The organism is Microbulbifer mixtoriginis (SeqCode) (assembly GCF_052466695.1).
Window position 1 is genome coordinate 20,129 of record NZ_CP174285.1, and the last position, 26,794, is coordinate 46,922.

The 26,794-nt window shown below is 49.9% G+C and carries 16 protein-coding genes and 1 tRNA gene; 10 read left to right on the plus strand and 7 right to left on the minus strand.

The annotated features are described in order from the left end of the window. Window positions 1-181 precede the first annotated feature (181 nt). Entirely contained in the window at window positions 182-655 is a 474-nt protein-coding gene (locus ACJJI0_RS00085; protein WP_444884144.1) for a Dps family protein, read from the plus strand. A 37-nt stretch (window positions 656-692) separates the two neighbouring features. On the opposite strand, the gene ACJJI0_RS00090 is transcribed toward ACJJI0_RS00085, so the two are convergent. Next, window positions 693-1,574 carry a LysR family transcriptional regulator gene (locus tag ACJJI0_RS00090; RefSeq protein ID WP_444884145.1) on the minus strand — a complete coding sequence of 294 codons (882 nt, stop codon included), beginning with the start codon at window positions 1,572-1,574 and terminating at the stop codon, window positions 693-695. Window positions 1,575-1,732: 158 nt separating this feature from the next. Here ACJJI0_RS00090 and ACJJI0_RS00095 point away from each other — a divergent pair, with 158 nt between their 5' ends. The 4 genes from ACJJI0_RS00095 to ACJJI0_RS00110 all read left to right on the plus strand — a co-directional run bounded on the left by ACJJI0_RS00095 (window position 1,733) and on the right by ACJJI0_RS00110 (window position 10,195). Beyond that, on the plus strand, window positions 1,733-3,712 hold the full coding sequence (locus ACJJI0_RS00095; RefSeq protein ID WP_444884146.1) for an acetoacetate--CoA ligase: 1,980 nt from the start codon (window positions 1,733-1,735) through the stop codon (window positions 3,710-3,712). 108 nt (window positions 3,713-3,820) lie between these two features. Beyond that, window positions 3,821-4,201 carry a hypothetical protein gene (locus ACJJI0_RS00100; protein ID WP_252082736.1) on the plus strand — a complete coding sequence of 127 codons (381 nt, stop codon included), beginning with the start codon at window positions 3,821-3,823 and terminating at the stop codon, window positions 4,199-4,201. Window positions 4,202-4,331: 130 nt separating this feature from the next. Further along, complete coding sequence (locus tag ACJJI0_RS00105) at window positions 4,332-6,167, plus strand: autotransporter assembly complex protein TamA (RefSeq protein ID WP_444884147.1); 1,836 nt, start codon at window positions 4,332-4,334, stop codon at window positions 6,165-6,167. Further along, window positions 6,167-10,195, plus strand: coding sequence for a translocation/assembly module TamB domain-containing protein (locus ACJJI0_RS00110; protein ID WP_444884148.1), 4,029 nt, complete (start codon window positions 6,167-6,169; stop codon window positions 10,193-10,195). Before ACJJI0_RS00105 ends, ACJJI0_RS00110 begins: the two co-directional genes overlap by 1 nt. Window positions 10,196-10,430: 235 nt before the next feature. On the opposite strand, the gene ACJJI0_RS00115 is transcribed toward ACJJI0_RS00110, so the two are convergent. The 3 genes from ACJJI0_RS00115 to ACJJI0_RS00125 form a co-directional block, all read right to left on the minus strand. Further along, on the minus strand, window positions 10,431-11,033 hold the full coding sequence (locus ACJJI0_RS00115) for a hypothetical protein (RefSeq protein WP_444884149.1): 603 nt from the start codon (window positions 11,031-11,033) through the stop codon (window positions 10,431-10,433). 351 nt (window positions 11,034-11,384) lie between these two features. Beyond that, window positions 11,385-11,963, minus strand: coding sequence for an HD domain-containing protein (locus tag ACJJI0_RS00120; protein ID WP_444884150.1), 579 nt, complete (start codon window positions 11,961-11,963; stop codon window positions 11,385-11,387). A gap of 106 nt (window positions 11,964-12,069) precedes the next feature. Next, the gene (locus ACJJI0_RS00125; protein WP_444884151.1) at window positions 12,070-12,927 is read right to left on the minus strand and encodes a M90 family metallopeptidase; all 858 of its coding nucleotides are present in this window, start codon (window positions 12,925-12,927) and stop codon (window positions 12,070-12,072) included. Between the two features lie 753 nt (window positions 12,928-13,680). Here ACJJI0_RS00125 and ACJJI0_RS00130 point away from each other — a divergent pair. After that, a complete protein-coding gene (locus ACJJI0_RS00130) occupies window positions 13,681-14,439 on the plus strand; it encodes a substrate-binding periplasmic protein (protein ID WP_444884152.1) in 759 nt (252 codons plus the stop codon). Between the two features lie 196 nt (window positions 14,440-14,635). Here the strand turns inward: ACJJI0_RS00130 and ACJJI0_RS00135 are convergent. Then, window positions 14,636-14,712, minus strand: a tRNA-Arg gene (locus ACJJI0_RS00135). A 368-nt stretch (window positions 14,713-15,080) separates the two neighbouring features. Here ACJJI0_RS00135 and ftsH point away from each other — a divergent pair. From ftsH to ACJJI0_RS00150, 3 genes are all read left to right on the plus strand, one after another. Continuing rightward, window positions 15,081-17,039 carry an ATP-dependent zinc metalloprotease FtsH gene (gene ftsH / locus ACJJI0_RS00140; RefSeq protein WP_444884153.1) on the plus strand — a complete coding sequence of 653 codons (1,959 nt, stop codon included), beginning with the start codon at window positions 15,081-15,083 and terminating at the stop codon, window positions 17,037-17,039. A 785-nt stretch (window positions 17,040-17,824) separates the two neighbouring features. Beyond that, a complete protein-coding gene (locus ACJJI0_RS00145; RefSeq protein ID WP_444884154.1) occupies window positions 17,825-20,113 on the plus strand; it encodes a TonB-dependent receptor in 2,289 nt (762 codons plus the stop codon). 246 nt (window positions 20,114-20,359) lie between these two features. Then, on the plus strand, window positions 20,360-21,337 hold the full coding sequence (locus tag ACJJI0_RS00150) for an NAD(P)H-quinone oxidoreductase (protein WP_444884155.1): 978 nt from the start codon (window positions 20,360-20,362) through the stop codon (window positions 21,335-21,337). Window positions 21,338-21,362: 25 nt separating this feature from the next. On the opposite strand, the gene ACJJI0_RS00155 is transcribed toward ACJJI0_RS00150, so the two are convergent. Continuing rightward, window positions 21,363-23,678: a transporter substrate-binding domain-containing protein gene (locus ACJJI0_RS00155; protein ID WP_444884156.1), complete on the minus strand. Its 2,316-nt coding sequence runs from the start codon at window positions 23,676-23,678 to the stop codon at window positions 21,363-21,365. 66 nt (window positions 23,679-23,744) lie between these two features. Beyond that, window positions 23,745-25,097 (minus strand): exodeoxyribonuclease VII large subunit, encoded by a 1,353-nt coding sequence (gene xseA, locus ACJJI0_RS00160; protein ID WP_444884157.1) that lies wholly within the window; start codon window positions 25,095-25,097, stop codon window positions 23,745-23,747. 172 nt (window positions 25,098-25,269) lie between these two features. On the opposite strand from xseA, the gene guaB reads away from it, so the two are divergent. Then, entirely contained in the window at window positions 25,270-26,757 is a 1,488-nt protein-coding gene (gene guaB, locus ACJJI0_RS00165) for an IMP dehydrogenase (RefSeq protein WP_444884158.1), read from the plus strand. Window positions 26,758-26,794: the final 37 nt, after the last annotated feature.

Consider the following 26,794-nt stretch of genomic DNA (forward strand, 5'->3'; position numbering starts at 1 on the left):
ATTCAAGGCATGTTCCGAGTTAGTTGCCAGGATAAATATGTTTGTCTTTTTAGTGTCTTATAAACTTGGCTCGGCTATATAGATAAGCTATCAACCCGATAGCTTGTGGTAAAACCATAAAACTATCAGAATGGCAGTGTAACCATTTCGGTGGCAAAGTCTTGGAAGAGGGATTTGTTTAATGAAAAAAATTGATATTGGTATTAGTGAAAAGGATAGGGAAAAGATTGCTGGCGGCCTCAAGCACTTGCTGGCGGATAGCTACACTCTATACCTGCAAACGCACAACTTCCATTGGAATGTTACCGGGCCATTTTTTCGTGAACTGCACCTGATGTTTGAGGAGCAGTACAACGAACTGGCTACGGCGGTAGATGACATTGCAGAGCGAATTCGCACTTTGGGTGTTTCTGCACCGGGCACCTATCAGGCTTTTGGACAGCTGAGTTCTATTGAAGAAGTTGTAGAAGTTCCCGCAGCAGAAGATATGGTGAAAATTCTCACCAAGGGCCATGAGCAGGTAATAAAAACTTGTCGCGATGTATTAAAGGCCGCGCAAAAGGGCGAGGATGAATCGACTATTGCCCTGGTATCTGACCGTATGCGTGTGCATGAAAAAACTACCTGGATGCTGCGCGCTACCAGTAGTAAATAGTTACTGGCACTCTGGGTAAATTACTATTCTGTAGTGGCTATTGCCCGGTGAGTAATTCCAGGAAAGCGCTGGCGGGTGCAGAGAGGTTACCGCGGCTTTTAAATAGTGCGCCAACTTCTTGCATTACCGCCGGCGCGGTAAGAGGCAAGCAGATTAAACCGTACTCTCGCATTTGTGCCTCACAAAGGCTTGGTACAGCACTGATTCCCAAGCCCGCTCTGACCAGCTGCCCGATAGTACTAAGCTGGTTAGCTTCACAAATATATTGAGCAGCTTGTCCACACTGGTCAAAGGCAGTATCCGTCCAGCGTCGCACTGCCGATCCACGGTTCATCGATATAAAAGGATGAGCGGCCAAGTCGCGCCAGCGTACGGCCTTCTTTTCCGCCAATATGTGGTCTTCTGGCATTATTGCGATAAAACGGTCGTGTTCAATGGGTGCGAACTCCATGCCACCTAGTTCGTCCGGGCGAAAGCTAATGCCCAGCTCCGCGCGTCCCTCCTGTACAGATTCTACAACCCGCTCCATAACCACATCTTCCAGCACAATATTGATTTGTGGATATGTCAGGTGAAAGTTAGCTAATAGAGCGGGTACTCGGTTTAAGGCGAAAGCGGGGATAACTGCCAGTTGCAGTTGTCCACGTTCCAGGCGGAAGCGCTGCTGTATAGCATCCAGTGATTGATCCCAGCTGTTAAGTAGTTGCTCCGCACGAACCAGGAACTCACGCCCTTCTGGGGTCAAGACCAGTTGGCGGCTATCGCGACTAAATAGAGGCCCTCCAGCGGCCTCTTCCAGATTGCGGATAGCCACGGAGAGCGCCGGCTGGGAAGTGTGTAACTGGGCACTGGCCTGCGCCAGACTGTGGCTGCGGGCTACAACAACGAAGGCGCGAAGCTGTTTAATGGTGGCGCTCACTATGGCTCCGGATGCATTCTATGAATGTTAAGTTTTATTTAATAAACCATCGAAAGATTAAAATAGTTTAAAGTTGTCGGGCAAGGCATGATTGCCGCTTTCGCCCTGGCGAAGGTCAAACAATCACCAAGAATAATGAATCTACAAGGTCTGCTGAGATGAAGGACAACGCACAAGCCCTTTGGCAACCGAGCCCCAAGGCCGTAGCCGCCACCCAGATGGATGAGTTTCGTCGCCTGGTTAATGTGAAACACCAGCTGCAGCTTGAAGACTACAGTGCGCTTTACCAGTGGTCTGTAGAAGAGCGTGAGGTCTTCTGGAGCGACTTATGGGATTTCTGTGAAGTGCAGGCCAGTGCGCGTGGAGAAGAGATCTTGGGCCGCGACAACATGCCGGGTGCTGAGTGGTTCCCCGATGCACGACTCAATTTTGCCGAAAACCTGCTGCGCTACCGCGACGATAAGACGGCTTTGGTTGAGCGCCTGGAGAATGGCAGCCGCCGCCAGCTCAGCTACGCGCAGTTGTACGGTCGGGTAGAACGCTTGGCTTCAGCCCTGGCGAATCAGGGCATATCCGAAGGGGATCGTGTAGCTGGCTTTATGCCGAATGTGATGGATACCGTAGTGGCGATGCTGGCAACCACCAGCCTTGGCGCTATATGGACTTCCTGTTCGCCGGATTTTGGTATCAATGGCGTGTTTGATCGTTTCGGCCAGGTAGAACCGAAGGTGCTGATCGCCTGCGAAGGTTACTTCTACAACGGCAAAGTGATCGATTCCCTGCCGCGATTGCGCGAGATAGTGGCCCGTATCGACTCCATTGAGAAGCTGGTAGTGGTGCCTGTTGCCCGCTCGCAGGAAAAAGCGGCTCAGGTACTAGCAGCAGAGCCGCTGGATAAAGCGGTGTTGCTACAGGAGTTCGAAGCCACAGCACCTGAGCGCGAGCTTACCTTTGTTCAGACCGCTTTCGATCACCCCCTATACATCATGTATTCCTCAGGAACTACTGGGGTGCCGAAGTGCATTGTGCACGGGGTGGGTGGCACCTTGCTTCAACACCTGAAGGAGCATCGCCTGCATTGCGACTTGCGTCGTGAGGATTCCCTATTCTACTTCACCACCTGTGGCTGGATGATGTGGAACTGGCTGGTAAGTGGCTTGGCTTGTGGTGCAACCCTGGTGCTGTTCGATGGCTCTCCCTTCTATCCAGAGGCTAGGAGCCTGTGGGATATGGCGGATGAGGAGGGCATCAGCGTATTTGGCACCAGTGCCAAGTATATCGCCGCCTTGGAAAAGAGCGGCTGTAAGCCCCGCGAAAGCCACAAATTGGAGAAGCTGCGCGCGGTACTGTCTACAGGCTCGCCACTGGCTCATGAAGGCTTTCTATATGTCTACCGAGATATAAAGGAGGATCTGTGCCTGTCTTCTATTTCTGGAGGCACGGATATTATTTCCTGCTTTGCCTTGGGTAACCCTGCGTTGCCAGTTTATGCGGGGGAACTTCAGTGTCGAGGATTGGGCATGGCTGTGGAAGTCTGGAATGACGATGGCAAGCCGGTAACTTCAGAGAAGGGGGAGCTCGTGTGTGCCAAATCTTTCCCTTGTATGCCGATCGGTTTCTGGAATGATCCCGATGGGGCGAAATATAACAGCGCCTACTTCGAAAATTGGCCGGGAGTTTGGGCACACGGCGACTATGCAGAAATTACTACCCATGGAGGAGTGATTATTTACGGTCGTTCCGATGCGGTACTGAATCCCGGTGGCGTGCGTATTGGTACTGCCGAGATCTATCGCCAGGTAGAGAAAGTTGAGGAGGTGCTTGATAGCATCTGTATCGGTCAGCAGTGGCAAGACGATGTGCGGGTTGTACTGTTTGTGGTGTTGCGCGAGGGCGTAGAGCTGAATGATGATCTGGTGCAGAGAATCCGCTCCACCATTCGCGCTAATACGACCCCGCGCCACGTACCCGCCAAGGTGATTCAGGTGGCCGATGTTCCGCGTACTATTAGTGGAAAAATTGTTGAGTTGGCGGTTCGCAATGTCGTGCACGGTAAGGCGGTTAAGAATAAAGAAGCCCTCGCCAACCCAGAGGCTCTGGCACTCTATGAAAATTTGCCAGCCTTGGCGGAAGACTAAAGAGATTAAGGGGGGAGGGTGCGTAGACGGACGTCATTTTGTTTGACTCGGTTCTGCGCTACCCTTGCCCTGTAGTAATACCAATAAATTCAAGGCAGAAGAGCAAGTATGGTTACCTATCTCTACTGGGCAGCGGTTATCGCTCTGGTTATTCTCTCCCTCTTTGCTGGCAGCCGCATGGGCAGCTTGAAAATTGGCGCCATTGTGGCTGCAGTTTTCTTCTTTGCAGGCTGGCTGGCTTATTACTTCCACTATGAACAGGTCTTTGTAAAACGCTTCGGTGGTGTGATGCGTATTTCTGTACCTGACGGTTACCGGCATATTGGCGCCACCTGGAAAGAGGATAACCTCTGGATCGAGAACTACGACCCCAAAACCAATCAATGTATTTTTACTGAATACTCCAAGGGCAATATTCTCGAGGGGCGGGTGATTATCAAAGACTGTAATCCGTTACTTGGCAGCCCGAGCACTAGCAGCCAGCCATAAACCATTTGCTTTCTCTCCGCCGGCGATTAAAACGGGGCTATTAGCTATATCGTCTCTCGTCGGCAAACTCTATCCGGGCAATATCTGTACCGGGTCATTATCAGGTGTGAAGGGATGGATACCCGGGAGTATGCGGACTAGCCGCCGTAGTCAACGGATTAATATTTTGCGAGTTCTATTTGCCTTCCTGCTTGTCGGTTTTGTATTACTGCCCTTCCAGCAGGCTGTAGCCATTCCTTTTTTTTCAAAACTTCCAGCTTTTTCACTGTATGTGCAGGGCGACCCGCAATTGCAGGAAAAATTGACTAAAGAGCTCAATGAGTTGCGTAAGAATAGTAGCGCCCTTGAGAGTTATGAAAACCTGCGGGATATCGCTCATTATGAGCGTGGAAATCTGGAAAAATTACTGCGCGCTGAGGGGTATTACGATGCTACTGTACGGGAATCGGTGCAGGGTAGTGAAATTATTTACCAAGTATTTCCCGGTCCTCAGTATTTGATTAAGAGCCTGGATATTGAAATGCCCGCGAATCTGCGGGCGGGCTTTCCCGGCTTGCCTATTTCTATCGGCGATCCATTACAGGCAGATGAGGTACTCGAAGGTGTGCAGACCATCACCAGATACCTTAATGAAAATGCCTGTCTGCTCAATGTCGATGTTACCTATCAAGCTACAGTGATTCACCAGGAGGCAGCTGCACGTTTGGTGTACCGTGTGGCACCCAGTCCAGAGGTGTTGGTGGGTGAGGTAGAAATCCTTGGTGCCACTTCTGTTGAAGATGACTATTTGCGCAGTAAGTTGAATATTAACCCTGGAGATTGTTTCAGCCGCAGTAAGCTGGATGCGGCTCAATTGCGTTTATTGCGCACTAATTTAATTTCCAATGTAACTCACCAGATATCAGAGCCCTATAACGGGCTGGTTGATGTCATCTTTATTGTTCAGGAGCGCAACCACCGCACTATTACTTTGGGGGTGGGGTACACCTCTGATGAGGGCCCCGGTGTATCTGCCAGCTGGGAACATCGTAATATTTTTCACCGTGGCGAAAAGCTGGAAGTGGAGAGTAAAGTGAATAAGGTCAAGCAAACTCTAGAGAGTAAGTTGACCATACCGCGTTTTTTTAGGGATAAACAGCGCTTTACTGCGAGTGTGGCCTTAACCGGTGAGGATGTAGACTCCTACAGTTCCAAGGCCTTAACCCTTAAGGGGCTGGTATCGCGCAAGCTGAGTAAGCACCGTACCATCAGTGGCGGGGCTGAACTGAAATTCAGCCGTGTGGATGAAAAAGTAGATGGTGCTGTGGAGGATGGGGACCCGGATGAGAATTATCATTTATTGGCGTTCCCGTTGGGTTTTAAGTTAAACACAACAGATAAGCCTCTCGATGCTCGTCGTGGCGCCACCACAGCACTGGAGATTAAGCCCTATGTGGATCTCAAAAATAACAGTACTTCATTTGTCAAAAATATCCTGCAGTTGACCGCTTATAAAACGGCGCAATCGGCGCGCTATGAACCAACTTTAGCATTGCGTATCAAGGCCGGCGCCATTACTGGTGCACCCAATTTGGAACTGCCGGCGGATGAACGCTTTTATGCAGGTGGGGGTGGTTCAGTACGAGGCTATGGGTACCAGGAGTTGGGTCCACGTATTGTTGAAATTAATGAGGACGGCCAGGAATCCCTGTCCGATGCGATCGGTGGGCGCGGCCTCAGCGAAATATCAATCGAAGGGCGTTTCCGCTTTAGTAAAACTTGGGGCGGAGTCCTGTTTCTCGATGGAGGAAATGCCTATGAGAATCCACGCCCTAACTTCTCTAACCTCTTCTGGGGGGCGGGATTTGGTGTTCGCTACAATACCTCCTTCGCTCCTATCCGCTTTGACTTAGCCTTTCCTCTGGATAGGCGCGACGGAGTAGATGATCACTACCAGGTCTATGTCAGCCTGGGGCAGGCATTTTGATGTCCAGATGGAGTGTATTGGCTCTGGGCTTTGCTGGCGCACTGCTAGGTTTTTTGCGAGGCTTTTTGCGGGGGTTGTGGCGTTCCCTCGGAGCCGGGGGCTACCTGATCACGGGTCTGTTGCTATTTATTCTGCTTTCATTAATTTACTTTCTAGGCACAGAGCAGGGGCGGGTTAATTTGACCCGCACGGCTTTTTACGGTGCAGAACAGGTAATCGATGGCCTTACGATTGAGGCTGAAGGGATTGGCAGCGAGCGCCTCGGGGCCTGGTTTTTTGAACGTCTTCGGGTCGATTTTGAGAGCAATACCCTGGCAGAGGGAAGCCAGCTGGAGTTTCAGCTACAGAGTTTTTCCAGTAATCCAGTCAATATTGAGCGTATCGCCGCCAAAGATTTTCTGCTGAATCTCGATGTGCTGGATGAATTACTTAAATCCTTGACTGAAGCAGAGCAAGAAACTGCACAAGTAGTAGAGGATGAGGCGGACACAGTAAAAACTTCCAGCTGGGAAGCCCTGTTGCCGAGTTTTCGCTTAGGAGAGTTAAAGCTTGAGCGATTGCAGTTAATTAGCAGCAAAGTCAGCGATATTCCAGCGCTCTCTGTATCCGCTAATAGCCTGTATCGCTGGGAGGGGCAGCCCACTCAGTTGCAGCTGGAAGTTCGCGAGTTAAAAGGTGGTGATCTGCAGTTTATTGCCGAGGGGCGGGAGCAGCAGCCGGGGCGGTTTGTTCTGGACTTTTCGGCCAGTGAAACAGCTCAGGGCTTTGTGGGTCGCCAGCTACACCTGCCGAAAGGGCAGGCGTTGGATGCACGTGGCAAAATTGCTCTGCGCCGTCGCGATGAGCAGGTACAGATCGATATAGAGTCTATTTCCATTCCACTTTACCAGCATCAATTGGCATTGACCGGTAGCTTGCTAATTGACCTTTTTCCCTGGCGCATTCACTCCGAAGGTATTTGGTTGCAGGTGGATGGGCGGCGCAGCACTGTTTCAGGCAGTATTGGTGCAAATGAGATCAGTGCTGAGCTTCACCTCAACCGCCTGCCAATTACCCTCTCCCGCCCTTGGCAAGATGTATTACACAGCGGCTGGTTTAGTGCTGATTTAACCCTATCCGGTACACTGCCACTACCCAGTATCTCTGGTCAGATTGAGCTGAATAGTCACTATCGGGAGCAGCCACTGAGTCTGCTGGGTGAGGTGAATACTGATCAGGGGGTTATTCTGTTGGAGTCCCTTCGACTGGCGTTTGCCGGTGCGCAAATTCGTACGGCGGGCGCTATTGATACCGACAACAAAGCTCTGGACATCAATGTAGCGGCGCAAGAGCTGGGGGTTGAAGAGATTCGTCGATTGCTATCTGCTTTACCGCAAACAGAAGCACTAAAAATCCCCGATGACTTCTCTGGGACCCTGCATCAACTTCAGCTACAGATAAAAGGGCCATGGGACAAGCCGGTTTTTGATGGGGATGTGAGTGCTGTTACCGCTTACCGAGGCCTACAAAATGAGTTGACGGGCAAGGTGAAGGGTAATTTACAGGGGCTGACAATTACTGATCTGAGCTTGGTGGGGGAAAAGCTGAATGTATTCGGTGGCGGCTCGGTGGATATCGAGGCAAAAACACTGAATTTGCAGCTGCATTTGGATATTCGCAACCTCAGCCCTTATGAAGATCTCGGATTTGTCTCTGCACAGGGGGTTAGCCTGGGTTTAAAGGGGCTGCTGGGTGTCGAGGGCCCTTGGTCTAATCCCTACTTGAATGCCAGCCTGGAATCCGATGGTCTGGTTCAAGAATACCGCTATAACCTGAAAGGTGATGCCAGCGGAAACCTGGAAAAAATTGACCTGCAAGGCTTGCGACTGGAACTCTTTGCCAACGGCACCATGAACTACTTTGGTTCACGACAGTTTCAGGGCCCGCAATCGCCAGTGATTATCCCAGGTATCGCCAAGGGCGCGGTACAACCTGAGCAGAGCGCGAGTCGCCTGACAGCCCTGGCCGAGGAAGCACAGCGTCTGGGGAAGCAGGGCGTCGTATTGGTGGAGGCGCAGGGAGTAATTGAGCCTAAACGGGACCAGCTCCAGGTGGGAGTGAATGTGCGTAACTTACCCTTGAGCTTGGTGGAAGTGTTTGGAGCAGTATTGCCCAGTACTATGGAGGGTGAGCTGAGTCTGGATGGAGAAATTAGTGGGGCGCTTACTAACCCGGAGGTAAGGGCCAGTGTGCTGGCGCAGGGCGGTTACCGCTATGAGCCCTGGGTGCTGCAGGGCGCTCTGGATTATGCCGATAAGAGTTTGATTGTTGAGGGGCTGGAGTTTTTGTGGGCGGGACGTAACCAATTGTCGGTCCATGGCAGCCTCAATGAACAACGTCTGGACCTGCAAGTTTTAGGTAGGGCTTCTCTGGAAGATCTCTCCCGTGAGGTAGCATTTAATATCCCCGATCAAGGGGATATCTCCCTGCATGCGAGTATCACCGGTAGCCCACGTCAACCACAGCTTGAGGGCGATCTGCGTCTCAGCGGCTATATGCCAGGCAGGGAAAAAGGGCGGGTTCAGGTACAGCCGCTCTCTATGGCCCTGGAGTGGTATACCGAGGGCGGTGAGTTGCAAGTGTCTCTGGTAGCTGATCATGGCAATCGACGCGCAGTAGATAGCAGCGCTAGCCTGCTTATTACACCCATAATGGAGCGATTGTTCGCAGATAACCCATCTGGACCTATAAGTGATGTTCCCCTGCAGTTGGTCAGTGATGGTACTGCAGACTTGTCTGTGGTTGCGGAGTTTATGGACCCGAGGGTGAATGTTATGCGGGGCCTGTTGAGTTTCTCTGCTGATGGTGCAGGCACGCTTGGCGAGCCCCGGCTCAATGGTGCGATAGAACTCAGCGGGGCCAGCTATGAGCACCGGCCCAGTCACACGCGCATTGCCGATATCGATTTTTATATGCGCCTTACACCAGAGGAATGGCGTATTGAGCGTGGCAGTGCCACTGTTGTGGATGGCGGTACGATTAACCTGGGAGGAGCGGTGTTCTTCCCTGAGCAGTCACCGCCACAGATGAGCCTCAGTTTAAACCTGAATAGAGCACACTTGTTAAATACTCCGGGGGTGCGCGGTGCCATCTCGGGAGAGGCAATTCTGTCCGGCTCCAGCCAGGATGCGGAAATTACCGGGCGCTTTACTTTACGTCCATTAGCGGTACAGATTGAACAGTGGATCGGTAGCAGTGTTCCGGAAATCCAGGTGGTAGAAGTCCAGGTGGATGGCCCGCAAGTGGAGCGCGCTCCACCGCTACTTAGTAAGATTAACCTGGGAGTGGAAGTGGTTTTAGACCAGCAATCTTATGTGCGTGGTCTGGGGCTTAACTCCCAACTGCGTGGTCAGGTGGATATTCGTGGAACTGCGGCCAAACCCGAGGCTTCAGGAAAACTGACCATTGTGAGAGGTAGCTTTGATCTACTAGGTAAGAAATTTAATTTGCAGGAAGGGGAGGTACGCTTTGAAAATAACGAAGTGGCTGTATTTGTCGAGGGTGTTTACAAATATAGCGACGGTGAAATCACTGCAAATATTTCTGGTTCTGCAACCGATATGAATATTACTTTCAGCTCTGATCCCTCAGCTTCCCAGGATGAAATCTTAGCTCAGCTGTTGTTTGGTAAGTCCTTGTCAGATATTTCTCCGTTGCAGGCGGTGCGTTTAGTGAGTGTGGTTCGCAGCTTGCAAACCGGACGCGCTGTGTTAGACCCGGTAGCCAAAACCCGGGAATTGTTGCGGCTGGATACTCTGAATATTGAGCAAGAGGAAGGTGATGAGGGGGATGAGTATGCTCTGAGCCTGGGAAAATATATTACCAACCGCATCTATGTAGAGTTGCAACGTAGTACCGATCCCCTAAGTCCCTGGCAGGCAGAAATGCAGATAGAGATAGGCGATGACCTTAATCTGGAGTTTAAAACAGCGGACGAGGGCGATAGTGGCTCCGGAAGTGTGGAATTGCAGTGGAAGAAGGATTATTAATTTGCGACGGCTAAAAGTTATCAATAAGAATGAAAGGGCTTGCTTTCGACTTGGCGGCTGATAACTCGCTTTATTTAAGTCTTTTCGTAAAAAGAACTTTTGGCTGGATCATAGAATGATTCAATTATTTTATCGGTTTTTTGAGATTTTGATATTCTCAAAGACTATATAAATGGCTGAATTGCTCTCTTTTTGCTTTTTTATGGGGAGTGGTAAGGGATGTTCAGAGTTGAGCCTACTCTTTAGAAGGCCTCAAGTGTTTAGTGATTAGCATATTTGTAACCTCTAAAGTGCAGCCCTCTCTTGGTGGGTGATTAACTCCCCAGTTGTCAATAACGATCATCATCGACTCATCAAAAATAGTCGGGCCTTTCTCGCGGTAAGCATGCCAGAGTTGATTAGTGTTTTCACACTTTGTCGCCGAAGGGGCACACACTCGAATGTCCCATTGATAAGTGCCGCTTTTGGGTCCTGAGAGAACTTGGCTTGAAGTAAAAGTGATATGCTGGCTAGTGCCACTATCGACTCTGATGGCGCCATGTTGGTTGATCCACTCTGCCTGCTTGGGGCGACCTCCCCAATTGGAGGCTAGGTCACCGGGGCCATTGGGGCCCATTGTTTCTACAAAGTCCACTTCTCGTTCCCCGCCGCTCCAACATCCCCCTGATTCTCCACACCAGGGGAACATGTATACAGCAATCCATTCGGTTGGGTTACATTTTCCCGCAGGAATAGAGATCTTGAAATCTATCGCAGCAATTTCCTCCATCTGTATGTTTTTATTGCCACATTGGACAGCTGTGGTATAGGCACAAGCCCCCTTGCTATTGCGCCGCATTATGATCGTTGCCGATCCGTCGATACTACTGGGTTGGAAGTCAATTTGGGTGCACCTATTGTATTGAGCAACCTTATCATCCTGATGGTTAAATAAGGGTTGGCACTTAATAGGCGAATTGGCTGATGCGGTGTGGGGCAAAAAAAGAATAAAGGCTCCGAGGATTGGCAGGGCTACTTTTGGCACGATTTTTATTCCAGAAGGAGTTGGAAACTATTCAGATATTGGTAGCAATCAGGGGAAGTTATACAAGAATGGTATTGATTGTAGAACAGGCTAAGGTAGTTGAGCATTACCCTGTGGGAAGCCCATGGCTCAAATTTATATGCTTGATCCTATTCAGGTAGGCCCTTACTTGAGGATGCCATCTTTGATTGCTCCCTCTAGCATGCTGCTAATCTCAGACCAAAGTTCTTCACTACCCTTTCCAATACGTGCGTTTAAAGAAAATATTTGATCCTTGGTGATGCCGTATTGTTTCCAGCTGTGTCCCTCACCATAAATGTTATGTAGTAGGGGAGGGATTCGGTCAATGGCCTTGGCAAATCGGGCGTCAGCCGTTTCTCCAGACTCGAATTCCTCCCATAATTTCATCAATTCTATATTCATACTTCCAGGTAATAATGATAATAGTCGTTCTAACCCTTTCTTTTCTTTAGTCTTTGCCTCGTTTGTTTCACTTGAGTAGATTATGGTATCCCCTGCATCAATTTCCCCAAGATCATGTATTAGTAGCATTTTTAAAACCCGGCTTATATCAATTGGGTCATTTGAATAATCTTTCAAAATTAGCGCGCATAGACAGACATGCCAGCTGTGCTCTGCGGAATTTTCGAAGCGATTCAATCCCACTGGTTTTGTTTTCCGTTGAACGTCTTTGAGCTTCTCTATTTCGATAATAAAGCTAAGCGCTTTCTCAATTGCTTCCATTGATACTTCCTGGCATTAGTTTTCTGGAATTATGCTCGATATCATTTTTCTTTTATAAGCTGCCACTAGCTTATTGTATTTCTATGTTGAATTTAACGAGAAAGAGTTATAGCCCTGGAGAACTATCTGCTTTTCCTCCGACCAGTGTTGCTGGGTCCAGTCGGTAGAAGCGGCTCAGTTCCCTGTAGAGCTCTGGGTGTAGGGAGCGCATAGCAATGGGGATGGTGTAAAAGCTCTCAGTGGCTACAGCAAAAAATTCAGCGGGCGATTGGGCTCCATATAAATCCAGCACGGAAGGACTGTCACCGGGGAGCTGGCCAAATTCAGCTTTTTGGCGCAAACGATGGAATTCCTGGCTCATCACCGCAGCCCAATTGTCGCCATCGTTGGACTTCTCAAAGAGTGGGCGGCCATCAAAGTAGCCATCTTCCTCATCCACTTTATGGGCAAATTCATGTAAAGCGACATTGTGTCCTCGCTGAGGGAACTCTAAATCTTCCTCCAAATCACCCCAGGAGAGCACTACGGGGCCGCGATAGTGTGCCTCGCCTTCCCGTGCGCTGTGCTTGTGGGTCTCTATATAACCCTCTCTGTGAGTTTCCTGGGCAACGTAAGTGTCAGGATAGAGTAGTAAGGTGTAGAGGTTGGGGTAACACTCGTTTTTACGACCCAGCAGTAGAAGGCATGCATGGGCGGCGATCGTGACTTTCATTTTTTCATTCACTTGTAAGCCTTCACAGCCGACAAATTCTTTGTCATGAAGAAAAAGTGCGATATTCCCACGTAGTTCTTTCTGCTGGCCACTATTTAGATCGTGATATAGAGGAAGCGCTTCCTTGAGAAGCTGTAACTGCTCCTGAGTCAATACTTGTGCACGTCGATAGTTGATGCGCCAGCGGCGATAATGAATCGGTATTAGCCAAATTGCCAGGGCGAGCAGGATAATTGCAATAAAAGCGCTCATAGATTATGTGCCTGCTGTTTGGCTGAATTATTCTCGTCTATTGAAAAAGTTTCACAGGTCGTACCTTGGTGGTACTTTATTTGTTTCTGCCGTTTATTGAATATCCAAATAGAGGGTAGCTTGCAGAACTGGTAGGGATTTTCCTGCCGATCGTTGTGTGCGGTCCGATAAAGACGTAACCGAAGGGGGTCGGAGAGTGTTATGTATTTATGATCTTGACTGTGAGCTATCCACTTGCAGTTTTTCTCCATCTGTACCATTGAGGCTATCGATTTAACATTAAAGCTGCGACCAGGCTTTCTTACTTCTCGAAACTCAGTGTTCAATTGTGAGTCTAGGATTGTCAGATTATTGCGATCATCTGTATTGTGTAGAGTTCTTTTATATTTAGTGAGTTGTTTCTGAATCGATACCATACTGGCTGGCCTTTGCTTCAGTCTCTTTGGGATTCCAGCGGGGGGTATAAACCTAGTTGAGCAAAATACAAGTTTGACTTTGCAGTTCTCAGGAAAAAGATTGATGTTGAGAGTTTTCCAATAGGGGTCTATAGCCATACCGCTTTACTATTTTCTGAGTTGGGGGGATTACGTGCCGTTTTCAAGTTCTTTGGCTAGAAAATATGTCTGGCATAGGGGGTGGCTGAGTATAAGTCTGTTTCTATGGTGGAAAGATGCGACTTGATAAATAGCTATTCGGTGTCAACACTTAGGGCGTCTGGGTGATTTTTCTGTCGCTTTGGAGATGGTTATGCGTATGCGCTCCGTTGTTGTTTTTCTCGGGTTGATGTTCGGTGTTCTTGTTCAGGCGGTTGCCCAATCGGGCGGCACACCCTTAAAGGTGGCAATAGCTGGCGATGCTCCCCCCTATGTGATCAACAATGCTACCAGTGGCTTGGAGGTCGATATTGTACGGGAAGCGCTGCCTGGGTATTCGGTGCAGTTTGAACAGATGGGTTTTGCAGAGACAGCCCCAGCCCTTGAGCAGGGTAAAGTACAGGCAGCTGTTAATGTGATGAAGAAAGATGATGGTCTTTTTTACTCTAATAACATGATCAGTTTTGCCAATTACGCGATTACCAAAGCTACCGATAAAATGAAAATTGATAGCATTGCTGATTTGGCCGGTAAGAAGGTGATTACTTGGCAGGGAGGGCCTATGGATTTAGGGCCGGAATTTGAAAAGATGTATGGACCCAATGGTACGCAGCGCCAGAATATTATTCAGGCTCCAACAGCCCCCGATCTTGTTGCTCAATTTTGGAAAATGAAAGACGTGGTGGCGGTTGTAGATATGGAGCTGTTTAAGCATTTGAGTAATAAAATGGGACATAAAATGGATCAGGTTAATCTTTTCCCGATCTTCGTTCCAATGACCGATTTCCGTGTAGGGTTCCGTGATCAGAAGGTGCGCGATGATTTCAATAGTGGGCTTGCCAAGCTGTGCAGCAGTGGCCGCTATCAGGAGTTGTTGAAGAAATATGATGTTGTACAAAAGGAGAACATCTGCAAGTAAGCAGGTGTGAGAATCTCCGTATTGTACGGCGAGTGAAGGGGCCTCTGTTGTTATCAAGGCCCTTTCAATTTTTCAGGGACTAGCCAAGCTCGGCTATCTTGCCAGCTAACTTAGCTGAAGGTTGTTAGCTATAAGGTAGGTAAAAAGTCAGAAAAATAAAAAGGGCCTGTAACTTGCGTTACAGGCCCTTTTTGTATGGCGCGCTCGGGAGGATTCGAACCTCCGACCGCCTGGTTCGTAGCCAGGTACTCTATCCAGCTGAGCTACGAGCGCGTTATGGGTGCGAACTATAGTCAGTTGATTTGCTTAAGTCAACTGCTTTTAAGGAAAATCCTTTAAAAATCCGCAACTTATCGAACTTTTTCGCCCCTTGGCGCAGGGCCAGAGAGTTCGACAGGGCGCGAATTTTGCCGCGTGGAACGAGAGTTTGCAAGTTCTTTTTAACAATAGTTGTTACAGGCCTTTAGGTGGGGTTGATTGAGACCGCTGAGCGCCGCCCTCGTTCGTTAGCCCGAGGCTTTATGGGCCTATACATATGCCGGCTCAGCATAGTTGGCGGAGAACTATACTGATTGTTCCAGCATAAAGGGACTGCGCTTCAATTTTTGGATAGTAGGCTACCCCAATATCAAAGAGATCTTATGGCAATGGCGGATGAAGATGAGAAAGGGAAGAAGTTACCTGCCGAGGAGCCAGGTTCCCCTCTCTCTGGCCAGTCTCAGCAGAGTCCACTTGGTTGGCTGCAGTATGTCGTACTCCTTTTCCTGGTGATCCTCACTCTTCAATACTGTTCGAATGGGCAGTTTGGTTCAGAAAGAGAGGTTTTATCTTACAGTGACTTTAAGAGTGCGCTAAGCAAGGGGGAAATTGCCAGTGTACTTTTTGAAGGACAACGTATCACCGGAGTCTTCAAACAAGTAGCCAGTAAGCAGCCCGAGGGAAAGAGTGAGACTAAAGATAAAGCCCAGAAGCCAGAAGAAAAACGCTTTGAGACGACCATACCCCCGGTGCAGGACCCAGAGTTAATGCCCTTACTGGAAAAGCAGCAGGTAATAATTGAAGCGGAATCATCCCAGGGCGGATTTTGGCAAAGGATGGCGATCTTGCTGTTGCCGTGGGTTTTGATAATTGCCTTGCTGGTTTGGTTGGGGCGCCGGATGCAGGCCCGAATGGGCGCCATGACCCCAGGCAATCCATTCAGTTTTGCCCGGTCACCGGCCAAACGCTATGAACGCAGTGAATCCGAAGTGACTTTTGCTGATGTGGCTGGCCTTGCCAATGCCAAGAGGGACTTGCAAGAAATAGCCGGATACCTAAAAGACCCTGAACACTACCGTAAACTCGGGGCAAAGATTCCTCGCGGTATTCTGCTGATGGGCCCCCCAGGTACAGGCAAAACATTGATGGCCAAGGCTTTGGCAGGAGAGAGTGATGCTCCCTTCTTCAGTATCAGTGGTTCGGAGTTTATAGAGATGTTTGTCGGTGTCGGGGCATCGCGGGTGCGGGATATGTTTGCTGAAGCCAAGAAAGAGGCTCCCGCAATCATTTTTATCGATGAAATTGATTCAGTAGGGCGGGCGCGCGGCACGGGTCTGGGAGGGGGACACGATGAACGTGAGCAAACCCTGAATCAGATTCTCGGCGAGATGGACGGCTTTGATCCCCAGGAGGCGGTGGTTGTGATAGCGGCAACCAACCGTCCCGATGTGTTGGATGCGGCACTGCTTCGCCCTGGACGCTTTGATCGCAAGATCACCCTGGATTTACCGGATAGGCCTGCTCGAAGGGACATCCTAAGTATTCATACTAAGAATGTCCCACTACATGGGGAGGTCGACCTGGAGCGCTTGGCTGCCTTAACGGCGGGTTTCGCCGGGGCGGACTTGGAAAACCTGATTAATGAAGCCGCGTTGTTGGCGGGAAGGCAAAATAGGACAGCCGTGGATATGGATTGTCTGCTACAGGCCAGGGACAAAGTAGTACTTGGTGGCGAACGGGAAGTGATAATGGGGGAGGAAGATCGAAAGACGGTTGCCTATCACGAGGCTGGCCACGCCCTCACTGCGATGCTACTACCCCATGCCGATCCGTTGGAGAAAGCCACTATTATTCCCAGGGGACACAGCCTCGGGGCAACAGAACAGATTCCACTAGAAAATCACCACAACATGAAAGTGAGCTACCTGCGTGATCGCATCGGTGTGATGTTGGGGGGTAGGGTGGCTGAGCAGGTCGTGTTTAATGAAGTCAGCAGTGGGGCAGAGTCCGATTTGAAGCAGGCCACCCGCTTGGCCCAGCATATGGTAACGCACTGGGGTATGAGTCAGAAACTTGGACCCGTGGCCTTTCGGCGCGGGGAGGAGCATATCTTTCTTGGTAAGGAAATGGCGCAGCAAAAAGATTTCAGTGAGCATACTTCTGAGATCATAGATGACGAAGTCATTGCCCTGGTCAGCGCAATAGAGGCGGAAGTCCAGAATCTTCTACAGGGCCATCGCAAGGAGCTTGATGCCCTGGCACAAGCGCTACTAGAAAAAGAAACCCTCGATGCTTCTGAGATGCATCAAGTAATCACACTTGGGGGCAACGCAGACTCTTGATCTGCAAGCGGTTAAGGGACTGGGTGCATCCTAGCGCTGCATTTGCAGTTGACGAATTGATAGGGCATTGCTCGGCTAGCTTGCCAGAGGGTCGTTTGCGATCTACTAATAAGGTGAAAATAATTTGTTATTTCTGGCAATAAAGTGGCCGGACTTAATGGTCAAATCCACTTTTGTATAAAGTGGAGAAATTTGTAATTAGTGTCACACTTTTTTAACAGAATATTCAAAAGTACCATTTCTCAGTATCCGCACCCAGAAAAATCTAGCCTATTAACCGAGTAATTTTGCTGACTGCTAGGTCTTTTATGTTGAAGATGGCGAAGTTTGAGCCTGTATTTCGCCGTTACTGCATTTTTTAAATTCATCAAGCTAGATTTAACTCACGCCTTGGCTGCTCTTAACAAAAATAAATTTTGATTCCTTACTTTTTAAGGGGAATTTTGGGTGTGGGCGAGTTAAAAGTTCGCACTTAAATAGTGCATGTTTAGTTCTTTTTTTTAGTCAGGATTTAGTTTTTCCTCTTCCAACGAACTTTCCAGACTAATTGAGTTATTTTTATCGTTATCCGCGATAAATAGACTTCCACCGGGCGTGGCTAGCCTGTAATCTGTTTGAGTCACAGAAAACATGCGAATTCTGTGCCTCTTTATCAGCGCGGTCTTGGATCGGAATCCCGCAAAGTCGGAATCTCCACAGAGAGAGTAGAGCGGCGGGATAAGGCAGTACCGATTGCGATAAGTCCGTTGTTGTAGATAAAAACAATAAAACAATGGAGAGAAAACATGGGAAGTCCGTCAAAACTTAAGCAGCACTCCGCTCTGCTTTCCGCCTGTTCTGTAGCGACTCTTTGGTTGGCCAGTGGTGCGACCCCCAGCTTTGCCGCTGAGGGTTCGGTAGGTACTCTAATGGAGGAGGTGCAAGTCACCGCCCGCAAACGCGCCGATGCAGAAATCCTGCAGGAGGTTCCCGTAGCGGCCACCGCCTATTCTGGCGATCAGTTAGAGGCTCTGCACACCAAGGATCTGCAAAGCCTTTCCTTCAAAATGCCCAATGTTCAATTGGAAGATGTGGGCACGGTAAAAAATACCGCAAACTTCACGGTACGCGGCCTGGGTATCAATAGTTCTATTCCCTCTATTGATCCTACCGTCGGTGTGTTTGTGGACGGTATGTATCTGGGTGTGAACGCCGGTGTGGTGACCGACCTGTTCGACCTGGAAGGTGTTGAAGTCTTGCGGGGTCCACAGGGCCTGCTATTTGGCCGCAATGTAACTGGTGGTGCAGTGGTCATAAAGACTGCCCGCCCCACGGATGAATTTTCTACACGCTTTAAAATATCCACCACCGACAATCTCGATACAGTCGCAGCCGGTTCCATTAACGGCGCCATTTCCGATACGGTCAACGGCCGTTTAACGGTTTATTACAACGACGACCGCGGATGGTTCGAAAACGTTGCCACTAACAACGACAATGCCGGCGCTTCCGACAGCTGGTTTATTCGGCCAAGTTTTAGTATCCAGCTGAGCGACACAGCGGAGCTATTGGTGCGTATGGAGCACGGCCGTATGGATTCAGATGGTGTGGTGGCGCAGAACCGCGGTTATGAGCCCTATTTCGAAATAACCGATGATGGGGTTGTCCCTTGGGGTAGTCCTACCCAGATAGCCGCCTCATTAGGCATTGATGACTGGGATAATGGCAAGGACTCTTTTGAGGTGGCCCAAAATGAGGAAGGTTACCAGAAAGATGAATGGAGCCAGATCATTACCGAGTTCAATAAGGATGTCGCTTTTGGTGATGGCACCATTACCAATATTCTCGCCTGGCGTGAGTATGAGGCTCACGGACTGGGTGATATCGACTCTCTACCGGTCACGCTGTTTCATGCAGATTCCAGTGTGGACCAGAGCCAGCTCAGTAATGAATTGCGTTACTCCGGCCGTTTTGGTCGCACCGCATTGACCACCGGTGTTTACTGGTTTAGCCAAGACGTCACCTATTTGGAAAATCGACTTCTGTTTCAGGGGTTATTCGATTGGACTGGGGGCGGTAAGCAGGACCACAGTACTTATGGCGTATTTGCCCAGGCGGATATCGACCTAAATGAGGCTTGGGTTTTGACCTTGGGGGGACGCTACTCCAGTGAGAAGAAAGATGCCAAGATAGCCTCTATTCCTCTAAATACCTGCACCCTCAGTGGTTGTACAAGTTACGACTTTAAGGATAGCGAGAGTTGGAATGCCTTTACGCCCAAGGTTGGCTTGCAGTGGAGCGTCTCTGATGATACCCAGCTGTATACCTTCTGGACCAAGGGCTTCCGCAGTGGTGGTTACAACTTCCGCAATGCTGGTATTAATCCATTAACTGGAGGGCCTTATACTCCACAGGCTACCGATCAAGAGGAGCAGAGCAGCTTCGAGATTGGCGCCAAAGTGGATTGGCTGGATGGGCGTCTACGCACCAATATGGCGGTTTTCCACAACACTATTGATGATATGCAGCGCGAGGAGAATCTTCCGGATCCATTCAGTGGCGTTGCGCAGATAATTCGCAATACCGCCGATGCAACCATCCGCGGGGCCGAGTTGGAGGCTATGGCGGCCCTTAGTGAAAATCTGCTGTTTACCTTTAATGTTGGCTATGTTGACGGTGACTACGATAAGGTGCTGGGTGATCTGAATGGCGATGGCCTTGTAGATAGTACCGATCTCGGTCTAGAGATTCCCCGTCTGGCCCCCTGGACCTACGGTGTGGGCTTTATCCACGACTTGCAGTTAGGCGCCTACGGCACCCTGACTTCTCGTATGAATTTTAATCATCGAGACGAAGCCCCTTACACCGATGATAACCGCGGCATGTTGTCAGAAGTGGATATGCTGGATTTCAGCATCGGCTATACCCCGGACAATGGTAGCTACACCGTTTCATTATTCGGCAAAAATATGCTGGATGAAATGGCGGAGGGTAACAATACCCAGTTGCCTTACAAAATGGGTGGAGTGGGTGCCAGTTTCACACCACTGAATAAAGGGCGTGTAATGGGAGTGGAGTTCCTATACGAGCTCTAATTGCGGGACTTACCATTTGAATTAATTGAGATATTGGCTCTCAGTTAATGCATTTCTTGGCCGGGCCACTTGCTTACAGGATCTTTCGGTGATTTGTGCAAGTGTTCCCGGCCACATTGCTTTTACCCTCCTGTAATTCCCTCCTATTAGCGGTACAGTAGTGCTCAATATCTCTCTGATGGTTTCAGGGTTTGTCGCCATCACTGAATCGGGTTGTGAAGAATTTAAAGGATAAAGGAGCGAATAATGCGTGCTATTGATCTACCGGAATATGGAGGCCCCGAGGTCATGCAGTTGGCGGACCTGCCCAGACCGGAGGTCGCCCCAGGTGAAGTGTTGGTTGAGGTAGCTGCCGCTGGTGTCAATCGTCCCGATATTGTTCAGCGCAATGGTCATTACCCACCGCCTCCAGGTGCCTCTCCTATTCTTGGGCTTGAAGTTTCCGGTCTGGTGGCCGCAGTGGGTGAAGGCGTTGAACGCTGGCAAGTTGGCGATAAGATCTGTGCCCTAACTAATGGGGGCGGATATGCGGATTTTGTGGCGGTTCCAGAAGGGCAGTGCCTACCAATACCCGGTTCTTTATCTATGGTGGAGGCTGCGACATTACCGGAGACTTTCTTTACGGTTTGGGCCAATGTATTTGATCGGGCTCGTTTGCAAAGTGGAGAGATCTTCTTGGTACATGGTGGTAGCTCGGGTATTGGCACCACCGCTATTCAGTTGGCACACCAGCTGGGGGCCAGGGTTTTCGCCACAGCCGGTTCCGCAGAAAAATGTGTGGCTTGTGTGCAACTCGGCGCCGAGCAAGCAATAAATTACCGGGAAGAAGATTTTGTGCAGGCAGTAAAAGAAGCTACTTCAGGACATGGAGCGGATGTGATTCTGGATATGGTGGGTGGCAGCTACATTGATCGTAATATTCAAGTGGCTGCGAATGATGGCCGTATCGTGAATATCGCCTATCTGCAGGGAGCCAGAGTCGAAGTGAATATGTTACCGGTGATGTTGAAGCGGCTTTCCCTTACCGGCTCGACCTTAAGGCCAAGATCCGCACAGGTTAAGGCCAGTATTGCACACTCTTTGGAATCACAAGTTTGGCCATTAATAGAAACTGGTAAAATTCACCCTCAGATTGCTGCGCGCTTCCCTTTGGAGGAGGTTGCCGAAGCACATCGGCTTCTTGAGTCTGGCAAGATCGTTGGGAAAATTGTGCTCACCTTGTGATCTTTGGAGAATCTACGTTATCAGCTTATGGAGCGGAGTAATTGGGTATCTGCTGGATAACCCCCTCTGGGGTGTGGAGTGGTGAGCAATAGCTGATACCCGGTGCTTTCTGTAGGGGCACAGCTACACTGGCATCGTCGCTCATCATTTCTACATAGGCCTTGTAGAGATTGCTGATGTTACGCACATATTGCACGGGCTCCGATCCCCGTACATAGCCATAACGCGCACGCTTAAAATACTGGGGCTGGGCCAGCTTTAACATCGCTACTTCTACATTGTCGAACCAGACGTTGGGGTCTAGGCCCAACTGTTTGGCGAGGCGCTGTGCATCGAGAAGGTGGCCATAACCAGCGTTGTATGAGGCTAGAGTGAACCAGAGCTTGTTTACCGTGGGCAGGGAGGGGTTAAACCGGTCTCTGACCCAGTCCATATATTTTACACCGGCTTTAATGGCGCGCTCAGGTTCAAACAGCGGGGGTGGAAAGCCCATTTCCTCTGCGGTTGCCGGCATTACCTGCATCAAACCTTGCGCACCAACCGGTGAAACCGCTTTCGGATTGAAATTACTTTCCTGCCACATTTGTGCAACGATCATGCGCCAGTCAAAATCATATTTATAAGCCGATTCTTTTACCAGGTCATCATAAGGGGAGAGGTTTTCCCCTGGTATTATTCGGGTGCTAACCCTCTGCATAAAGCGTTTGTTGGGCTCAAAGTAGGCCGCATACTGTTTTTTATACTTCGCAGTTTTTCTATAGCCCTCGATAAATTTATTGAGGTTCTTCAGTAGATGCCAGTTCTGGCGTAGAACCAGCCAGCCTTGGGGCTGGGGGTCTCCGAGTAACGTACCTAGTACCAAATTGGGCTGTACTGAAGCCTCAATTTTTGCGCGCCCAGAATTTGAAATGGTGGCATCGATTAGACCGTCCGAGATCAAAGAGAAAATTTGTGATTGGGACATATCCGGCGGTGCAACCTGAACTTCTACGTCAATACCTGCGTCTCGCAGAGTTTTAGCTGTGTCAATAAAAGAAGAGTAGGCACGTAGAGTGAGTTTTCGGCCGCTCAGGTCCTGAATTTTTTCGATTGGGGGTTTATTTTTGCTACTTATGATTTGCTCTGCCGACTCTACATAGGGCTTGGTGAATACCATCCCTTGTGGCTCATAGGATGGGGTGATATTGAGTTCCGATCCGGCAAAATCCCCGCGTCCGGCCCTGAGCCAGTCCGCTAAGCTCTCTTCATACGGCACCACAATAATTTGTAACTGCAGTTTGTGTTTGTCTGCGAAGGCTTTTGCCAACTCATAGTCAAACCCCATTAACAGACCTTTCCAAATAAAGTAGGTCGTGGGGCCGTTATAAGTAAGCAAGCGAATAACGCCAGATTTTTTAATGCCCTTCCAGTCGGTGATGCGCTCTTCCTGGGCCTTCACCAGATTTCGAGTAATAAAGTTATCCACGGTGGAGTTGAGTCGCTTAGTGTCTTTGCGCATTCCCCAGGCGATATTCTGCATCTCGCTAACATAAGCCCCTAGGCGTAAGTCGTCTCTGTAGTTGCGTAAATCCTCCGCAGAAAAGTTTTCGAGAATCGCGACCCGATTATTTTTCATATTGAGCACATCAATCAAACCATCGCGATTACCGTGAATAACAAATTCACGCACAGAAAGTTTTGCATCAGGATATTTGGCAATTAATTGCTGCGCAGCTTCTATATTGGCAGAGCCCTGCGGAACAATTAATTCAACATCGTTAAGTTTGCTCGGGTCGCTAATATCTGGTCCGGAAGGGCCTGTAACTAGCTGCAGGCGGGATTGACGCATGGGGACGCTGAAATCAATGATTTTCTTGCGCGCATCGGTCACTGTTAGGTTATAGGCAATGACATCAGCTTCACCTGCAATTAGCATTTCTACTGCTTTGTCGGGGGTTGGGGCCTTAATCCACTTGGCCTCCAGCTTTAATTGGTCGGCGAGTTTATTTCCCAGCTCGAAGTGACGTAGGCTGACTACTCCGTCTCTAGGTAATAGGTTTTCCGCTGCTCCGGTCAAGTTCACGAAGCGGATGGTGCCGTGTTTTTTTATTTCCTTGAGGTCTCCGGTTTCAATGTAATTGACCTGTTGTTCTTTTGCAGGAATAACAGTAGGACTTTTTTTCTCCTTGGTTGGGGTATTTGCCTGAGGGCTACTTTCTGAAGAGGCCGTAGGTTGTAAAGTACCTGACTTCTCTGAATCTTCGGGTACTTTTGGGGAGCATCCGGCAAGTGCGAGAATTAGTATAAAAAAGTATAAAAAAATCCAGCAATAGGGGCTGATAGCTTTATAACGGCACCTCATAGATAGCTCCAAAAGCTCTCTATGTGTGGATTATAGTGTCGTGCCTCTTCAGCCCATTTTCTGGTTTTAGTGACTGATGTTCTCTACCTTGGCGGAAAAGTGACCCCGGGCCAATTGAACTTCAATTTCCTGGTTTATTTCGAGCGTGTGGCTGTCTTTTAGAGGTTTACCTTGGGAATCCTTGGCAATAGCATAGCCGCGCTGTAAAACAGCCAGTGGGCTCACATTGTGAAGTAACTGTGCTTGGTGGTTGAGCCTGTCCGCTTTTTGCTGCAAAAGGCGCTCAGCCGCGCGTTGCAAAGTGCTTTGCACAAATTTCAGCTGTTCTCCTTTTTTCTGTAATTGCCTCTGGGGTTGGTAGTGGGTAAAGGCCCGCTGAGCTGCTGCCAATTGGTTGCGGCGCTGCTGAATTTGCTGCTGGCCTGCGGCCAATAGGCGCATCTCCAGGTGGTCCAGGCGTTGCGAGCGGTTTTGCAGTTGTTCGCGCGGGTGGCGTAAACGATTACGGCTCAACATAATTTTCTGCTGTAAGTGGCGAACCTGCTGCTGTATGGCCCTATATAATCGAAGCCTGCTATTTTCCAGCTGTTGATATAACTCAGCGGCATTTGCACTGGCAATTTCCGCTGCTGCTGAGGGGGTGGGTGCGCGTAGATCGGCAGCCAGATCGGAAACTGTCGTGTCTGTTTCGTGGCCTACCGCAGAAATTGTGGGAATGGGGCAGGTGGCCAAGGCTCGCGCAACAACCTCCTCATTGAAAGGCCAGAGATCCTCCAAAGAGCCGCCGCCACGCCCCACGATAAGTAGGTCGTGGCGACCGCTGCGGCCAGCTTTTTCAATAGCGCCGGCGATTTGTTGCGCCGCTCCCTGGCCTTGTACAGCCACTGGCCAGAGTTCAATTCGCGCTCCAGGGTGGCGTCGACCCAATACATGGATCATATCGCGAATCGCGGCACCAGTCGGGGAAGTGATAATGCCAATATTGGTGGGCAAATAGGGCAGGGCGCGTTTTCGGGCGCTGTCGAATAGCCCTTCGGCCTGTAATTTGGTTTTGAGTTGTTCCAGTTGGCGCATCAGGGCGCCGAAGCCGGCTTCCTCCATATGTTCCACGATCAACTGGAATTCACCGCGGCCCTCATAGAGGCTAACCCGTGCGCGGATCAGCACTTCGCGGCCGTTTTGTGGGCGAAAAGCCACACTGCGGTTGCGCCCGCGAAACATGGCACAGCGCACCTGGGCGCGGGCATCTTTCAAGCTAAAATACCAGTGGCCGGAGCTGGGCACAGTAAAATTGGAGATTTCCCCGCTGATCCACAGTAGTGGAATGCTGCCCTCCAGCAGCTGTTTCACCTCCCGGTTCAAATCGCTTACCGACAGGACACTGCGTTTGCTGTTGGGAGTTGCTGGGCTGGATTGCATCTGTGCCTCTCATGTGAAAACTGGCGGAGCAATATTGCAGTATCCCCTTTATAGGTAAAGTGCTTTACTCGTTAAATCCGATTTTCTATGAAATGCCATTTGCGCTTTTATTCCTGAGAGGTATAATCGCGCCGATACCCAATCCCGCCTATTCGAGGTTTGAGTGTCAACAATGTCTGAATCCAATCTGCGCATCGCGCGCGAAGCCCTCACTTTCGACGACGTCCTACTTGTGCCCGGTTATTCCGAGGTGACCGCCAAGGATGTCAGCCTTAAAACCCAGCTGTCCCGCAATATCACCCTGAATATTCCCATTGTCTCCGCTGCTATGGATACAGTGACGGAAGCGCGCCTGGCAATTGCCCTGGCACAGGAAGGTGGTATCGGCATTATTCACAAGAGCATGTCCATTGAAGAACAGGCTCTTGCGGTGCGTGCGGTGAAAAAATTTGAAGCCGGTGTGGTAAAAGACCCGATTACGATCGAGTCGGATGCCACCGTGCGTGAATTGATCGCCCTGACAACCCATCACAATATTTCCGGTGTTCCGGTAATGGATAAAGGAGATCTGGTGGGTATTGTTACCAGCCGCGATGTTCGCTTCCTTACCGACCTGGATGTGAGTGTTGCCAGTGTCATGACGCCAAAGGAGCGCCTGGTAACTGCACACGAAGATGCTTCTTCTGATCATGTGCGCGAATTGCTGCACAAGCACCGCATCGAGAAAGTACTCGTTGTGAACGATGATTTTGAGTTGCGTGGCCTGATTACCGTTAAAGACTTTAATAAGGCAGAGCAGTACCCAAACTCCTGTAAAGATTCCGATGGTCGCCTGCGTGTTGGCGCATCAGTGGGCACTAGTCCTGACACCGATGATCGCGTAGCGGCTCTGGTAGAGGCCGGTGTGGATGTTTTGGTTGTGGATACTGCCCACGGCCATTCCCGCAACGTGATTGATCGCGTGCGTCGTATTAAGGAAATGCATCCTCAGGTGGATGTAATTGGTGGCAATATTGCCACTGGTGACGCCGCGCGCGCATTGGTTGAAGCTGGTGCGGATGCGGTGAAGGTAGGTATTGGCCCCGGCTCTATTTGCACCACCCGAATCGTGACGGGTATCGGTGTGCCCCAGGTAACGGCAATTGCTGAGGTTTCCGCTGCGCTTAAAGGAACAGGGGTACCTATGATCGCCGATGGTGGCATCCGCTATTCCGGTGATATTTCCAAGGCAATTGTTGCGGGTGCTTCTTCCGTAATGATGGGCTCTATGTTTGCCGGTACCGAAGAGGCGCCGGGTGAGGTGGAGCTATACCAAGGGCGTACTTACAAGTCCTATCGCGGTATGGGCTCCCTCGGTGCCATGGCGCGCACTCAGGGCTCCTCCGATCGCTACTTCCAGGATGCCAGCAAGGGCGCTGAAAAACTGGTCCCGGAAGGTATTGAAGGGCGCGTCCCTTATAAAGGCCCTCTGTCTGCCATTGTGCACCAGATGCTCGGTGGCCTGCGCTCTGCTATGGGGTATACCGGTAGTGTGGATATTGAAACCATGCGCACCCGTCCAGAATTTGTGCGGGTAACTGCCGCCGGCATGGGTGAGTCCCATGTACACGATGTGCAGATTACCAAAGAGGCGCCCAACTACCCGGTGGGCGGACGCTAAGCCTCTCGGTGAACAACTTTCAGTAGCAAGCCGCAAA

Coding starts and splice junctions, on each gene's coding strand:
- ACJJI0_RS00150 (WP_444884155.1), top strand. CDS start 20,360: ATGCGTGCTATTGATCTACCGGAATATGGAGGCCCCGAGGTCATGCAG.
- ACJJI0_RS00110 (WP_444884148.1), top strand. CDS start 6,167: ATGTCCAGATGGAGTGTATTGGCTCTGGGCTTTGCTGGCGCACTGCTA.
- ACJJI0_RS00120 (WP_444884150.1), bottom strand. CDS start 11,963: ATGGAAGCAATTGAGAAAGCGCTTAGCTTTATTATCGAAATAGAGAAG.
- ACJJI0_RS00095 (WP_444884146.1), top strand. CDS start 1,733: ATGAAGGACAACGCACAAGCCCTTTGGCAACCGAGCCCCAAGGCCGTA.
- ACJJI0_RS00100 (WP_252082736.1), top strand. CDS start 3,821: ATGGTTACCTATCTCTACTGGGCAGCGGTTATCGCTCTGGTTATTCTC.
- ACJJI0_RS00125 (WP_444884151.1), bottom strand. CDS start 12,927: ATGAGCGCTTTTATTGCAATTATCCTGCTCGCCCTGGCAATTTGGCTA.
- ACJJI0_RS00145 (WP_444884154.1), top strand. CDS start 17,825: ATGGGAAGTCCGTCAAAACTTAAGCAGCACTCCGCTCTGCTTTCCGCC.
- xseA (WP_444884157.1), bottom strand. CDS start 25,097: ATGCAATCCAGCCCAGCAACTCCCAACAGCAAACGCAGTGTCCTGTCG.
- ftsH (WP_444884153.1), top strand. CDS start 15,081: ATGGCAATGGCGGATGAAGATGAGAAAGGGAAGAAGTTACCTGCCGAG.
- ACJJI0_RS00130 (WP_444884152.1), top strand. CDS start 13,681: ATGCGCTCCGTTGTTGTTTTTCTCGGGTTGATGTTCGGTGTTCTTGTT.
- ACJJI0_RS00155 (WP_444884156.1), bottom strand. CDS start 23,678: ATGAGGTGCCGTTATAAAGCTATCAGCCCCTATTGCTGGATTTTTTTA.
- ACJJI0_RS00085 (WP_444884144.1), top strand. CDS start 182: ATGAAAAAAATTGATATTGGTATTAGTGAAAAGGATAGGGAAAAGATT.
- ACJJI0_RS00115 (WP_444884149.1), bottom strand. CDS start 11,033: ATGCGGCGCAATAGCAAGGGGGCTTGTGCCTATACCACAGCTGTCCAA.
- ACJJI0_RS00105 (WP_444884147.1), top strand. CDS start 4,332: ATGCGGACTAGCCGCCGTAGTCAACGGATTAATATTTTGCGAGTTCTA.
- guaB (WP_444884158.1), top strand. CDS start 25,270: ATGTCTGAATCCAATCTGCGCATCGCGCGCGAAGCCCTCACTTTCGAC.